Below are 13,380 nucleotides of genomic sequence, written 5' to 3'. Positions count from 1 at the left end.
AGGAGCCGTTCCGTGAAGCTGCGAGTCCGATCCATCACGCACGAGGCCGAGGGCATTCTGTCCTTCGACCTGGTCGACCCGGCCGGCGCGCCGCTGCCGGCCTTCGAGGCCGGCGCGCACCTGGACGTGCGGGTGCCCGGCACCAGCATGTCGCGGCGCTATTCGCTGTGTGGCCCCACCGGGGACACGCGGCGCTGGCGCATCGCCGTGCTGCGGGTGGCCCACAGCCGCGGCGGCTCGCGCGCCATGCACGAGCGCGTGCGCCCCGGCGATCTGCTGGAGGTGTCCGGGCCGCACAACTTCTTTCCGCTGCAGGAACAGGCCGAACGCAGCCTGCTGCTGGCGGGTGGCATCGGTGTCACGCCGCTGCTGGCCATGCTGCACCGCCTGCGCGCGCTGGGCCGGCCGGTGGTGCTGCACTACTGCGCGCAGAGCCCCGAGCGCACGGCGTTCCGGGAACTGCTCGAGCCCCTGGTGGGCGAAGGCCTGGTCCACTTCCACCACGACAACGGCGACCCGCGGACCGGGCTCGACATCGAGGCCCTGCTGCGGCAGGCACCCGATGGCACGCACCTCTACTACTGCGGGCCGGGCGGCTTCATGCAGGCGGTGCAGCGGGCCAGCGCCCACTGGCCCGAGGGCAGCGTGCACTGTGAGTACTTCGGCGCCGAGCCCGCGGCGCCCGCTCCGTCGGTGGCGCCGGGAGCAGGGGATGGCGACGGCGTGCCGGTGCGGCTGCTGCGCTCCGATCGGACCCTGCGGGTGCGGCCGGCGCAAACGCTGCTGCAGGCCTTGCGCGAGGCCGGCGTTGATTGCCCCAGCTCCTGCGAAGCCGGTGTCTGCGGCACCTGCCAGGTGGCCTACCGCGACGGCACCCCCGAGCACAACGACCTCATCCTGAGCGAAGAGGAACGCGCGTCGCAGGTGCTGGTGTGCTGCGCCCGCGCCCGTGAACCCTTCAGCCTGGACATCTGAGCACCGGCATGATCCGCACGGCTTTTCACACACGATCCGCATCCGGGCCAGGGGCCCGGGCACACGCCACCAAGAAGGGAGGGGCGCGCCATGAGCACCGTTGAAGAATTCTTCCAGGTCCTGCAACTGCCCGACCGCAGCGGCCGGCCCAAGTACCAGCGCCTGGCCGACACGCTCGTGGACGCGATCCGCCAGGGCCTCTGGCGGCCCGGCGACCGCCTGCCGCCCGAGGAGGAACTGACCCAGCTCACGCCGTTCAGCCTGGGCACGGTGCAGCGCGCCCTGCGCGACCTGTCGGAGCAGGGCCTGGTGATCCGCCAGCACGGACTGGGCAGCTTCGTGGCCGACCCCCCGCGCGAACTGCAGGACCCCTGGCACTGCCGCTTCGTCGGCGACGACGGCGAAACCCTGCTGCCCATCTTCTCGCAGGCGGTGGCCCGCGTCGCGGTGCAGGGGCAGGGGCCCTGGACGCGCCACCTCGGCGTGGAGGCCGAGGTCATGCGCCTGGACCGCGTGATCATCGTCAACGACGAGTTCCGCATCTTCAGCCGCTTCTATGGCGACCGCCGCGTGCTGCGCCACCTGTGGGAGATGCCCATGGAGGAGCTGCATGGCGCCAACTTCAAGAAAGTGATCGTGCGCCAGTGCCAGCTGCCCATCACCGAGATCACGCACTGCGTGAGCACGCGCGCCTTCGACGACGAGGCCTGCGAACGCATCGCCATGCCCGCCGGCACCAGCGGCCTCTACATGTACGCCAGCGCCTACGCCGGCCGCGAGCGCTGCGTCTACTTTCAGGAATTTTCGATCGCGCCCAACGGGCGATCGCTGCAATTTCCCGAGACCACCGTCTCGCCGTTCTGACCCGACCGACCCCTTTCCCGAGGCAAGACCGCCATGAAAACCCCCGCCCGCAACCTGATCGTCATCATGTCCGACGAGCATTCGCCCAAGGCCCTCGGCTGTTACGGCAGCGAGATCGTGCGCACGCCGAACCTCGACGCGCTGGCCGCGCGCGGCACGCGCTTCTCGGCCGCGTACTGCAGCAGCCCGGTGTGCATTCCCGCGCGCGCCTCGTTCGCCGTCGGCAAGTACATCCACCAGGTGGGCTACTGGGACAACGCCGACGCCTACGACGGCGCCATCCCGAGCTGGCACCACCACCTGCGCGAGCGCGGGCATGACGTGGTCTCGATCGGCAAGCTGCACTTTCGCAAGACCGGCGAAGACCATGGCTTCAGCGACGAAATCATCCCCATGCACATCATCGAGGGCAAGGGCGACCTGATGGGCCTGGTGCGCAGCGAACTGCCGGTGCGCAAGGGCGCCTACAAGATGGCGCGCTACGCCGGCCCCGGCGAGAGCCAGTACACCTTCTACGACCGCGAGATCACCGCGCGCGCCCAGGTGTGGCTGCGCGAGGCGGTGCGCCGCGAGTCCGACAAGCCCTGGGTGCTGTTCGTGTCGCTGGTGGCGCCGCACTTCCCGCTCACCGCGCCGCCCGAGCACTACTACCACTACTACGAGCAGAACCTGCCCATGCCCAAGCTCTACGAGAAGGGCGAGCGGCCCACGCACCCCTACCTGGTCGACTACGCGCGCAGCTTCAACTACGACGACTACTTCGACCGCGAGACCGTCAAGCGCGCGGTGGCCGGCTACTACGGCCTGTGCTCATTCCTCGACGAGAACATCGGCAAGATCCTGCGCACCCTGGAAGAGACCGGCCTGGCCGACAGCACGCGGGTGATGTACACCTCGGACCACGGCGACAACATGGGCACGCGCGGCCTGTGGGGCAAGTCCACCATGTTCGAGGAGACCGCCGGCGTGCCGCTGATCATGGCGGGTGAAGGCATCCCGCGCGGGCACACCGTGGACACGCCGGTCAGCCACGTCGACGCCTACCCCTTCATCCTGGACGCCGTGGGCCACACCGAGCCCTCGCTGCGCGAGGGCTACCCCGGCGTCTCCCTGTTCGACACCGCCGCCGGCGCGGTGCCCGAGCGCAACGTGCTGGTCGAGTACCACGGCATGGGCTCCACCACCGGCGCCTTCATGATCCGCCACGGCCGCTACAAGTACGTGCACTACATCGGCTACCCCGCGCAGCTGTTCGACCTCGAAACCGACCCCGAGGAGCTGAACGACCTGGCCTCCAACGGGCGTTACGCGGCCGTGCTCGACGAATGCCACCAGCGCCTGCTGAGCGTGTGCGACCCCGATGAGGTGGACCGCCGCGCCAAGGCGCGCCAGGCCGAGCTGCTGGCGCAGAACGGTGGCCGCGAGGCGGTCATCGAACGCGGCGACCTGGGCTTCACGCCGGCGCCGGGCGCCGTCATCGCGTTCGATTGACGGGGGCCGGGCATGAGCGACCAGGGCTATGACTTCATCGTCGTCGGCGCGGGTTCGGCCGGCGCCACGCTCGCCTCGCGCCTGGCCGAACGGCAGCGCGGCCGGGTGCTGCTCGTGGAGGCCGGCGCCTCGCGCGAGCGCGACTTCTGGATCCGCGCGCCCATCGGCATCGCGCGCGTGGTGGGCGATCCGCGCTACGTGTGGACCTTCCGCACCGAGGCGCAGAACGCCCTGGTGGGGCAGAACGTGTACTGGCCGCGCGGGCGCATGCTGGGGGGCAGCAGCGGTGTCAACGGCACCATCTACGTGCGCGGCGAAGCGGACGAGTTCGACCACTGGCGCGAGCTGGGCTGCGAGGGCTGGGGCTATGCCGACCTGCTGCCGTACTTCCGGCGGCTGGAGACCACGGCCGTGGGCGACGCGGCCTACCGCGGGCGCGAAGGCCCGGTGCACGTCAGCACGCTGGGCGACATGCGCGATCCCTTGTCCGATGCCTTCCACGCCGCCTGCGTGAGCGCCGGCATTCCCGCCAACCCCGACTACAACGGCGAACGCTACGAGGGCGTGGGCTACCTGCAGCTCAACACGCGCCACGGCCAGCGCTGCGACACGGCCACGGCCTACCTGAACGGGCGGCGCGCCGACCACCTGCACGTCGTCACCGAAGCCACCGTCACGCGCGTGCTGTTCGATGGCCGCCGCGCGGTGGGCATCGAGTACCTGCAGGGCGGCCAGCGCCGCCAGGCGCGGGCCGCGCGCGAGGTGATCCTGTCGGCCGGTCCGATCAAGTCGCCGCAGCTGCTGGAGCTCTCGGGCGTCGGCCAGGCCGAGCGCCTGCGCGCCCTGGGCATCGGTGTGGTCCATCACCTGGCGGGCGTCGGCGAGAACCTCATCGACCACGTGCAGACGCGCGTGACCTACGAGGCCAACCGGCGCGTCGGGCTGAACCAGGTGGTGGGACACCCCATCCGCCAGACCCTGATGGGCCTGCGCTACCTCACCACGCGCAAGGGCCTGATGGCCACGCCCGCCTTCACCATCCACGCGCTGGCGCGCACCGCGCGCGATCAGCAACTGGGCCGAGCCCGCCCCAGCGTGAAGATCCAGCTCGCCCAGCTGAGCGGCAACGCCCGCTTCGAGATGACCACCGGCGGCACGCCGGGCGCCATGCTGGACGACTACCCGGGTTTCTCCATCGGCTGCTTCCAGCTGCGCCCGCGCTCGCGCGGCCAGGTGCACGCGGCCAGCGCGGACGCGATGGCCGATCCCGTCATCGACCCGCGCTACCTCACGCACGAGGACGATTGCGCGGACGTGGTGGCCTCGGTCCGCCTGGCGCGCCAGGTCGCCTCGCAGCCGGCGCTGGCCGGCTTCATCGTGCGCGAGACGCGCCCGAGCGCGCAGGCGCGCAGCGACGACGAGCTGCTGGCCTACGTGAAGAAATCCGCCGCGACCTCCTTCCACCCCGTGGGCACCTGCCGCATGGGCGCCGATGAGCAGGCCGTGGTCGACGCCGCGTTGCGTGTGCGCGGCGTGGAGGGCCTGCGCGTGATCGATTCGTCCGTGATGCCGACCATGCCCTCGTCCAACACCAACGCGGCGTCCATCATGGTGGGCGAGAAGGGGGCCGACCTGGTCCTGGGGCGCTGAGTGCCGCCGGGGCTGTCCGAGCTGGCGCCGCTGGCCTGGCCCCACGCGCCCTGGCTGCTGCTCCTGGCGGTGCTGGTGTCCTTCGTGGCCGGCGTGGTGCGCGGCTTCGCCGGCTTCGGTTACTCGGCGCTGGTGGTCGCGGCCTTGTCGCCCTTCGTGCCGCCGGGGCCGGTCGTGGTGGCGGTGCTGGTGCTGGAGGTGCTGGCCTCGCTGCGCGTGCTGCGCCAGGCCGGGCCTCTGATGGACCGGAGCTGGCGCGACGCCCTGCTGGGCGGCAACCTGCTGTTCGTGCCGCTGGGCATGGCCGGCCTGGCCTGGCTGGACCCGGGGGTGGTGCGCGTCGTGGTAGCGGCCCTGCTGCTGGCCGGCGCGCTCGGCGTGCGGCTGGTGATCGGCCGCCGGCTGCTGGCCACGGCCTCGCTGCGCGCCACGGCGGCCGCGTCGTCGGGCCTGCTGAACGGCTTCGCGGCCTCGGGCGGCATCGTCGCGGCGCTGCTCATGGCGGCCACGGGCATGCCGGCGGCCACGCTGCGCGCCACCATGATCAACCTGCTGATGTGGATCAGCGCCTACGCCTTGCTCTGGGGCGCGGCGCTGTCCTTCGTGGGCCGCTCGCCGCTGTTCGGCGCGCAGGCCCTGGGCTGGCTGCTGCTGCTGTGGGCGCCCCTGCTGGTGGGCATGCGCGTGGGCGGCCGCGCCTTCGAGCGCACGGACGCGCGGCGCCAGGCGCGGTTGGTGCTGGACGTGCTGATCGGCGCCGCCGCGCTCGGGCTGCTGGTGGCCTGCCTGGCCCGCCCCGCCTGAGGCCTCACAGCGTGCGCGCCAGCGCCTGCGCCGCCTGCGCCAGCCGCGGCAGGAACGCGGGCAGCCGCGCCAGCGGCACGCGCGCCGACGGCGCCTGCAGCGCCAGCGCGCAGCGCAGGCCGCGCTCGCCGGGGGCGCGCACCGGCACCGCGATGCAGACCAGGCCATCGACGAACTCCTCGGCGTCGAAGGCGTGGCCCTGGCGGCGGATGGTTGCCAGCTCGGCCTCCAGCGCCTCGCGCCGCACCAGCGTGGTGGCCGTGTGGTGCGTGAGGCTCAGTCCATCGAGCAGGGCCCGGCGCCGCGACGGATCCAGGTGCGCCAGGAACAGCTTGCCGCTGGCCGAGCAGTGCAGCGGCACGCGCGTGCCCGGGCGCAGCTCCAGCCGCAGCGGAAACGCCGACTCCACCCGGTCCAGGTAGACCACCTCGGCGCCCGACAGGGCCGTGAGGTTGCAGCTCTCGCCCAGCTCGGCCACCAGCTGGCGCAGCACCGCGTGGCGCACGCCGTGCTGCGTGCTCGCGCCCAGCGCGTCTTCGCCCAGGCGCAGCAGGCGCGGCGCCAGCGCGTAGCGCCGGCCGTCGGGTTCGCGCTGCAGCCAGCCGCCGGCCTCCAGCTGCTGCAGCATGCGGTGCACCGTGGGCTTGGGCCAGCCGGTGCCGGCCACCACCTCGGGCAGGGCCAGGGGCCGGCCCTCGCGCACCAGGTGCTCGATCAGGTCCATCAGGCGCAGGCCCGGGCTGGTGGGGGAGTCAGGTTCTTCCATGTCTCGAATTCCGAGACAAATCAATAAAAGTTTTCGAGACGCAGTGTAGGCGCCCCCTACAGTCGCCCGCAACACGAGAACAGAGGAGGCCCGCGCCTTGCGATTCCACAACGCCGTGCTCACCGGCGCCTGCGGCGGCTTCGGCCAGGCGCTGGCGCGCCAGCTCATCGCGCAGGGCGCCCGGGTGGCGCTGATCGGCCTGAACCGCGCGGCGCTGGACGAACTCGCCGCGCTCGCGCCCGAGCGCTGCGCCGTCTACACGCCCGACGTGAGCGACGCCGCCGCCATGGCCGCCGTGGGCGCCGACTGGCTCGCCCGCTTCGGCGCGCCCGACCTCGTGATCGCCAACGCCGGCGTGGCCGGCGGCTTCGAGACCGCCCGCCCCGACGACCTGCGCGTGATGCGCCGCATGCTGGAGATCAACCTGCTGGGCGTGGCCACCACGTTCTCGCCCTTCCTGGGCGCGATGCAGGCGGCGGGCCGACCGGCCGCGCTGGTGGGCGTGGCCAGCATCGCCGGCTGGCGCGGCATGCCGGGCAACGGCGCCTACTGCGCCAGCAAGGCCGGCGTCATCGCCTACCTGCAGAGCCTGCGCGCCGAGCTGCGGCCCACGGCCCTCACCGTGCACACCGTGAGCCCGGGCTACCTGCGCACCGCGCTCACCGCCGGCAACCGCTTCGCCATGCCCGGCCTGCTGGAGCCCGACGAGGCCGCGCGCCGCCTGCTCGCGGGCGTGGCGCGCGGCACCGAACACATCGTGCTGCCGCGGCGCATTGGCTGGCTCTCGCGCCTGCTCGACCTGCTGCCCGAGAAGCTGCACGACAAGATCCTGCTGGGCCAGCCGCGCAAGCCGCGCGCGGGCGAGCCCGGCGCCACCGAGATCCCCGGACTGAAACAATGACCACCCCTGCCGCGCTTCGCGCGACCCCCTCAAGGGGGCGACACCAGCCGTCTGGCAAAGCCAGCCCGGCGGTGTCCCTGGGGCACACCCGCTGATTCCCATGACCGCTCCCACCGAACAACAGATCGCCCTCATCGGCGCCGGCCCGTCCGGCCTGGCCGGCGCGCGCTGCCTGCAGAAACACGGCGTGCCCTTCCAGGGCTTCGAGGCGCACGGGGACGTGGGCGGGCTGTGGAACATCCACAACCCGCGCTCCACCGTCTACGAATCGGCGCACCTGATCTCCAGCAAGCGCATGACGGAGTTCCTGGAATTCCCCATGGGCGAGGGCGTGGCCGACTACCCCAGCCACCGCGAGCTGCTGGACTACTTCCGTGCCTTCGCCGACCACTTCGGCCTGCGCCAGCACTACCGCTTTCACACCCGCGTGCTCCAGGCCGAGCCCGTGTCCGACGCGCCCGACACCCTGTGGCGCCTGACCACGCAGACCGGCGACGCCGAACCCCAGACCGCGCTCTACAAGGGCGTGGTGGTCGCCAATGGCACCCTGGCCGAACCCAATATTCCGCGCTTCGAGGGCTCGTTCAGCGGCGAGATCTGGCACACCGCGCAGTACAAGTCGGCCACGCAGCTCGCGGGCAAGCGCGTGCTCATCGTGGGCGCGGGCAACTCGGGCTGCGACATCGCCGTCGACGCCGTGCACCACGCCAGAAGCATCGACATCTCGGTGCGGCGCGGCTACTACTTCGTGCCCAAGTACGTGTTCGGCAAACCGGCCGACTCGGTGGGCGGCAAGCTCTCGCTGCCGCCCTGGCTCAAGCAGCGCATCGACAGCACCATCCTGCAATGGTTCACCGGCGACCCGGTGCGCTTCGGCTTCCCCAAGCCCGACTACCTCATGTACGAGTCGCACCCGGTGGTGAACTCGCTCATCCTGTACCACATCGGCCACGGCGACGTGGCCGTGCGCCCCGACATCGCGCGCCTGGACGGCCCCACCGTGCACTTCAAGGACGGCAGCGCGCGGGACTACGACCTCATCCTCACGGCCACCGGCTACAAGCTGCACTACCCCTTCCTGGACCACGCGCTGCTGAACTGGCAGGGCATGGCGCCGCGGCTGTACCTCAACATCTTCGCGCCGCGCTTCGACCGCCTGGCCGTGCTGGGCATGGTCGAGGCCAGCGGCCTGGGCTGGCAGGGCCGCTACGAACAGGCCGAGCTGGTGGCGCGCTACCTCAAGGCCCTGGACGCGGGCGCGCCGCAGGCCGCCGCGCTCAAGGCCGCCAAGGCCGGCCCGCCGCCGGACCTGTCGGGCGGCTACCGCTACCTCAAGCTCGAGCGCATGGCCTACTACGTGCACAAGGGCACCTACCGCAAGGCCGTGCGCGAGGCCGCCGACGCCTTCCCGCAATAAGCAAGGACCCCCATGCTGCCCGTCGACGAGATCCGCCTGAACTTCAACCCCGCCTCGCTCGCCGTGCTGAACGCGGTGCTGGCCTTCCTGATGTTCGGCATCTCGCTGGACACGCGCATCGACGACTTCAAGCGCGTGCTGCGTTTGCCCCTGGCCTTCACCGTGGGCATCGTGGCGCAGTTCCTGTTCCTGCCCGCCATCACCTTCGGGCTCACGCTGCTGCTGGGCGTGGCGCCCAGCATCGCGCTGGGCATGATCCTGGTGGCCTGCTGCCCGCCGGGCAACGTGAGCAACATCCTCACCCACCGCGCCAACGGCAACGTGGCCCTCAGCGTGTCCATGACGGCGGTGTCCAACGCCGTCGCCATCGTGGCCATGCCGCTGAACTTCGCTTTCTGGGGCGGCCTTCATCCCACGGCCTCGACCCTGCTCAAGACCATCGCGCTGGACCCGGTGCAGATGGTGGGGCACATCCTGCTCATCATCGGCATTCCGTTCGCGCTGGGGCTGTGGGTGGCGCACCGCTTCCCCCGGGCCACCGCGCGCTTCAAGAAGCCGGTGCGCATCCTCAGCTTCCTCGCGCTCATCGGCTTCATCGTCGGCGCCATCGCGGGCAACTGGCGCTACTTCCTCGACTACGTGGGCCTGGTCATCGTGGCCGTGGCCATCCACGACGCGCTGGCCTTCGGCATCGGCTGGCTCAGCGCGCGCGCCGTGGGCCTGCCCGACTACGACCGCCGCGCCCTGTCCATCGAGGTCGGCATCCGCAACGCGGGCCTGGGCCTGGTGCTGATCTTCAGTTTCTTCGGCGGCCTGGGCGGCATGGCCGTGGTGGCCGGCGTCTGGGGCTTCTGGGACATCATCGCCGGCATGCTGCTGGCGGGCTGGTGGGGCAGGCGCCCGTTGCGGGGCGGTGTGCCCGGGCAGGCGCGCGCATGAGGGCCGCATGAAAGCGAAAGGCATCCTCATCACCGGCGCCGACGGCTTCCTGGGCCGCGGCCTGGTGGCCGCGCTGGCAACGCGCGGCGACACCGACACGGTGGTGGCCACCGACGTGCGCGAGGTCGAGCCCGCGCGGCGCCTGCCCGGCGTCACCTACCGCCGCGTCGACGTGCGCGACGAGGGCCTGGGCGCGCTGCTGGCCGAGCACCGCATCGACACCGTGGTGCACCTGGCCTCCATCGTCACGCCCGGCAAAGGCTCCACGCGCGCGCTGGAGTACGCGGTGGACGTGGGCGGCACGCGAAACGTGCTCAATGCCTGTCTGGCGCAGGGCGTTCGGCACCTGATCGTGTCGTCCAGCGGCGCGGCCTACGGCTACCACGCCGACAACCCCGCCTGGATCACCGAGGACCACCCGCTGCGCGGCCACGAGGCCTTTGCCTACGCGCACCACAAGCGCCTGGTGGAAGAGATGCTGGCCGAGGCGCGCCGCCAGCACCCCGCGCTGGCGCAGACCGTGCTGCGCATCGGCACCATCCTGGGCGAGCGCGTGGACAACCAGATCACCGCCCTGTTTCAGAAGCCGCGCCCCATCGCCATCGCCGGCAGCGACAGCCCCTTCGTCTTCGTCTGGGACGAGGACGTGGTGGGCGCGCTGCTGCACGCGCTGAGCGGCGACGCACCGGCCGGCTGCTTCAACCTCGCGGGCGACGGCGCACTCGGCATCCATGAGATCGCCGCGCGCCTGGGCAAGCGCGCGCGCGTGCTGCCGGCCGGCCTGCTGCGCGCCGCGTTGGCCGTGGGCCACGCGCTCGGCGTGTCGCGCTACGGGCCCGAGCAGATCGACTTCCTGCGCTACCGCCCGGTGCTGCTCAACACGGCCCTGAAGGAACGCTTTGGCTACGTGCCGAAGAAGACCAGCGCCCAAGCCTTCGAGGCCTTCGTCGCGGCGCGGCGGGCGCAAGGGCGCCCGCTGTGAACGCCGCCCTCCCGTTCTCGCGCGGCGATGCGCTGCGCGCCCTGGCCGTGGTCGTGATCTGGGGCCTGAACTTCGTGGTGATGAAGCTGGGCCTGCAGGCCGTCAGCCCCATGCTGCTGGGCGCGCTGCGCTTCGCGGCGGCCTCGCTGCCCTTTTTGCTGTTCGTGAAGCCGCCGCCGCTGCCCTGGCGCTTCATCGCCGGTTACGGCCTGGTGCAGGGCCTGGGCCAGTTCGGTTTTCTGTTCCTGGGCCTGCAGCTGGGCATGACGGCCGGCATGGCCTCGGTGGTGATGCAGACCCAGGCCTTCTTCACCCTGCTGCTGGCCGTGCCGCTGCTGGGCGAGCGCGTGCGCGCCCACCAGTGGCTGGGCCTGGGCGTGGCGCTGGCCGGCCTGCTGCTCATCGCCTCGGCCCACGGCGAAGGCCCGGGCCAGATGACGCTGGCGGGCTTCGTGCTCACGCTGTCGGCCGCGGCCATGTGGGCCTTGTCGAACATCGTGGCGCGCCGCGCCAGCCAGATCGCGCGCTACGAGCCCTTTCCCTTCGTGGTGTGGAGCAGCGTGTTCCCCATCGTGCCGTTTGCGCTGATCGCGCTGGCCACCGACGGCCCCGCCAGCCTGCAGCGGCAACTGCAAGGCATGGGCCCCGGCGCCTGGTTCGCGGTGGTGTACCTGGCGCTGGCCGCCACGCTGCTGGCCTACAGCCTGTGGACGCGGCTGTTGCAACGCCACGCGGCCACACGGGTCACGCCGTTTTCTCTGCTGGTGCCGGTGGTGGGGCTGTGGGCCGCCTGGGTGGCGTACGGCGAGGCGCCGCTGGGGCTGCAGTGGCTGGGAACGGGGGCGGTGCTGCTGGGCTTGGTGGTGAATCAGGTGGCGGGGAGGCGGGCGGGGTGATCGGCTGATCCTGGTCCTGCAGGGCGCGCGCGAACCGCTTCATACAGCAGGCGCCGGCCGGCGGCCTCGCCCACGGGCTGCAGATCGGTGTTGCGCAGTTGTGGGTCGGTGCCCAGCTGAAACAGCAAGGGGCCGAGGGCCGGCGACTCGCCCGGCGCGGGCGCCCACAGCGCGCCGATCCACTCCAGGGCCCAACTGGGCCCCGCACCGCGGCGCCGGCCCAGGCGCGCGATGCCGCTGAGGTCCGCGACGGGTATGTGGGCCAGCAGGTCCAGCAGCGTCGTGTCCCAGGCCACCAGCGAGGTCTGCGACAACTTGCGGCCATTGCAGGCGACCTCGTGGACCAGCAGGTACCAGGGCCGCTCCAGCGCGAGCGTGATGGCCGGCCAGTGCGTCTGGGGCGGGGCCACCTGGGTGGGGTGGAGGTGCTGGACGAGGCCGGGGGCGGTGATGAACACGGTGGGACTCCCAAAAAATCCGACCGCAAATTGTGCCGCAAACTAGCACATGGCCTGTGTTCGGTGCCACCCTTTTTTGGTGCCTGAACAAGCCTCTGACTCCCAGCTCCTTCTTGCCCAGTTGGCGGCGAACCTTCGCGCGCTTCGAGCCAAGGACAACTGGACTGCCAGCGCGCTGGCGGAGCAAGCGCACATCAGTCGGCGAATGCTTCAACTGCTGGAGCAGGGGGGCGTCAACGTCTCATTGGGTGCGGTGAACAAGCTGGCGCGGGCCCTGGGCGTCACAACGGGTTCACTGCTCGGGAAAAGGCCCATGGCCCGGCAGGACGGTGCTGCCTTGATCGAGCAGGTTCTGGCAACGAACCTCGTCTCGGCGAGAAGGCGGTTGAACCTGACCCAGGAAACCCTGGCTCAGCAATCCGGCATCAGCAGAGCCGTCATTGCGCACATCGAACGTCAGGCGCGTAACCCATCGCTTCACACCTTGGCGAGGCTGGCGGCTGCGCTCGATCTATCGCTTGAGGCCTTATTGAGCCAGTAGATCGGGCTGGGTCGAACGGGTTGTACTGACCGGCTGAGAGTCGGATTTGCAGCGGTTGCGGTCGGTCAAGGTCACGAGCCAACGTGACTGGTTTCGGCCAGAAGCGGACGTCTCTCTGCCGCAGGAGCAGACGTTCAACGTTTGAGTTCATCCGCCTGCGGAAGCGGGTGAAGCCCGCTGTAGCAAGTCGGGTGCACCGAAGGGTTAGGCGGCACGCTCACTTGAACGCCACAACCGCTTGCCACGAGCCGACTGCAAATGACGTGAGACTTGCGACCACCAAAGCGATAGCGACCCACAGACGCCAGTCTTTGCTCGGATCCTGGCGCTTGGCCAAGCGATTGAGACGATTCAACTGGTTCCAGTACGCGAAGACCATTGCAAGGCCGCACAGAACCAACCCAGAGAGAAAGGCGGCCATGGAACAGCGCATGTCCGGAGCAGAGGCGCCCTTACCTGCCACATTACCGAGATAAGCAAGGATTGCCACGGCGGCGCCACCATTTGCCAACGCGCAGAACTTGAAGCCCTCAGTCGCCAAGGTGATGAGGGACTTGTATGTCTCCAGCCAATCGTTGTGGACAGGATCGCTACTCATGTGCCGCCTAACGTCAGAGTTGACCGGCACTCGGCGGCATTGCGCCGCGAGGCGTACGCTCACCAGCACGCTTCACGGCGCAATGCCGCTGCGTGTCC

14 protein-coding genes are annotated in these 13,380 nt (G+C 70.8%); 11 read left to right on the top strand and 3 right to left on the bottom strand.

The window, feature by feature from the left end:
- Window positions 1-12 precede the first annotated feature (12 nt).
- From SOM08_RS20305 to SOM08_RS20285, 5 genes are all read left to right on the top strand, one after another.
- Window positions 13-975, top strand: coding sequence for a PDR/VanB family oxidoreductase (locus SOM08_RS20305; protein ID WP_322469608.1), 963 nt, complete (start codon window positions 13-15; stop codon window positions 973-975).
- 90 nt (window positions 976-1,065) lie between these two features.
- Window positions 1,066-1,839 (top strand): GntR family transcriptional regulator, encoded by a 774-nt coding sequence (locus SOM08_RS20300; RefSeq protein WP_322469607.1) that lies wholly within the window; start codon window positions 1,066-1,068, stop codon window positions 1,837-1,839.
- Window positions 1,840-1,872: 33 nt separating this feature from the next.
- Window positions 1,873-3,330 (top strand): sulfatase-like hydrolase/transferase, encoded by a 1,458-nt coding sequence (locus tag SOM08_RS20295; RefSeq protein WP_116960250.1) that lies wholly within the window; start codon window positions 1,873-1,875, stop codon window positions 3,328-3,330.
- Window positions 3,331-3,342: 12 nt separating this feature from the next.
- A complete protein-coding gene (locus tag SOM08_RS20290; protein ID WP_116960251.1) occupies window positions 3,343-4,980 on the top strand; it encodes a GMC family oxidoreductase in 1,638 nt (545 codons plus the stop codon).
- Window positions 4,981-5,784 carry a TSUP family transporter gene (locus SOM08_RS20285; RefSeq protein WP_322469606.1) on the top strand — a complete coding sequence of 268 codons (804 nt, stop codon included), beginning with the start codon at window positions 4,981-4,983 and terminating at the stop codon, window positions 5,782-5,784.
- A 4-nt stretch (window positions 5,785-5,788) separates the two neighbouring features.
- Here the strand turns inward: SOM08_RS20285 and SOM08_RS20280 are convergent, their stop codons facing one another.
- Window positions 5,789-6,550, bottom strand: a complete 762-nt coding sequence (locus tag SOM08_RS20280) for an IclR family transcriptional regulator (RefSeq protein WP_116960253.1) — start codon at window positions 6,548-6,550, stop codon at window positions 5,789-5,791.
- A gap of 97 nt (window positions 6,551-6,647) precedes the next feature.
- Here SOM08_RS20280 and SOM08_RS20275 point away from each other — a divergent pair, with 97 nt between their 5' ends.
- The 5 genes from SOM08_RS20275 to SOM08_RS20255 all read left to right on the top strand — a co-directional run bounded on the left by SOM08_RS20275 (window position 6,648) and on the right by SOM08_RS20255 (window position 11,685).
- Entirely contained in the window at window positions 6,648-7,451 is an 804-nt protein-coding gene (locus SOM08_RS20275; protein WP_322469605.1) for an SDR family oxidoreductase, read from the top strand.
- A gap of 100 nt (window positions 7,452-7,551) precedes the next feature.
- Window positions 7,552-8,868, top strand: a complete 1,317-nt coding sequence (locus SOM08_RS20270) for a flavin-containing monooxygenase (protein ID WP_116960255.1) — start codon at window positions 7,552-7,554, stop codon at window positions 8,866-8,868.
- Window positions 8,869-8,880: 12 nt separating this feature from the next.
- Complete coding sequence (locus tag SOM08_RS20265) at window positions 8,881-9,807, top strand: bile acid:sodium symporter family protein (protein WP_116960256.1); 927 nt, start codon at window positions 8,881-8,883, stop codon at window positions 9,805-9,807.
- 7 nt (window positions 9,808-9,814) lie between these two features.
- Window positions 9,815-10,789: an SDR family oxidoreductase gene (locus tag SOM08_RS20260; RefSeq protein WP_116960257.1), complete on the top strand. Its 975-nt coding sequence runs from the start codon at window positions 9,815-9,817 to the stop codon at window positions 10,787-10,789.
- Window positions 10,786-11,685, top strand: coding sequence for an EamA family transporter (locus tag SOM08_RS20255; protein ID WP_322469604.1), 900 nt, complete (start codon window positions 10,786-10,788; stop codon window positions 11,683-11,685). The genes SOM08_RS20260 and SOM08_RS20255 overlap by 4 nt, the downstream gene beginning before the upstream one ends.
- Here the strand turns inward: SOM08_RS20255 and SOM08_RS20250 are convergent.
- Entirely contained in the window at window positions 11,658-12,143 is a 486-nt protein-coding gene (locus SOM08_RS20250; RefSeq protein WP_322469603.1) for a hypothetical protein, read from the bottom strand. The two genes, SOM08_RS20255 and SOM08_RS20250, sit on opposite strands and share 28 nt — an antisense overlap.
- Before the next feature lie 121 nt (window positions 12,144-12,264).
- On the opposite strand from SOM08_RS20250, the gene SOM08_RS20245 reads away from it, so the two are divergent.
- Window positions 12,265-12,684, top strand: coding sequence for a helix-turn-helix domain-containing protein (locus SOM08_RS20245; protein ID WP_416187024.1), 420 nt, complete (start codon window positions 12,265-12,267; stop codon window positions 12,682-12,684).
- Between the two features lie 217 nt (window positions 12,685-12,901).
- On the opposite strand, the gene SOM08_RS20240 is transcribed toward SOM08_RS20245, so the two are convergent.
- Window positions 12,902-13,282 (bottom strand): hypothetical protein, encoded by a 381-nt coding sequence (locus tag SOM08_RS20240; RefSeq protein ID WP_147326275.1) that lies wholly within the window; start codon window positions 13,280-13,282, stop codon window positions 12,902-12,904.
- Window positions 13,283-13,380 lie beyond the last annotated feature (98 nt).

Source organism: Hydrogenophaga sp. SNF1 (genome assembly GCF_034421675.1).
GTDB classification, from domain to species: Bacteria; Pseudomonadota; Gammaproteobacteria; order Burkholderiales; family Burkholderiaceae_C; genus Hydrogenophaga; species Hydrogenophaga borbori.
Note: the sequence above shows the minus strand (reverse complement) of the source record. Positions and strands in the feature narration are given on the sequence as shown.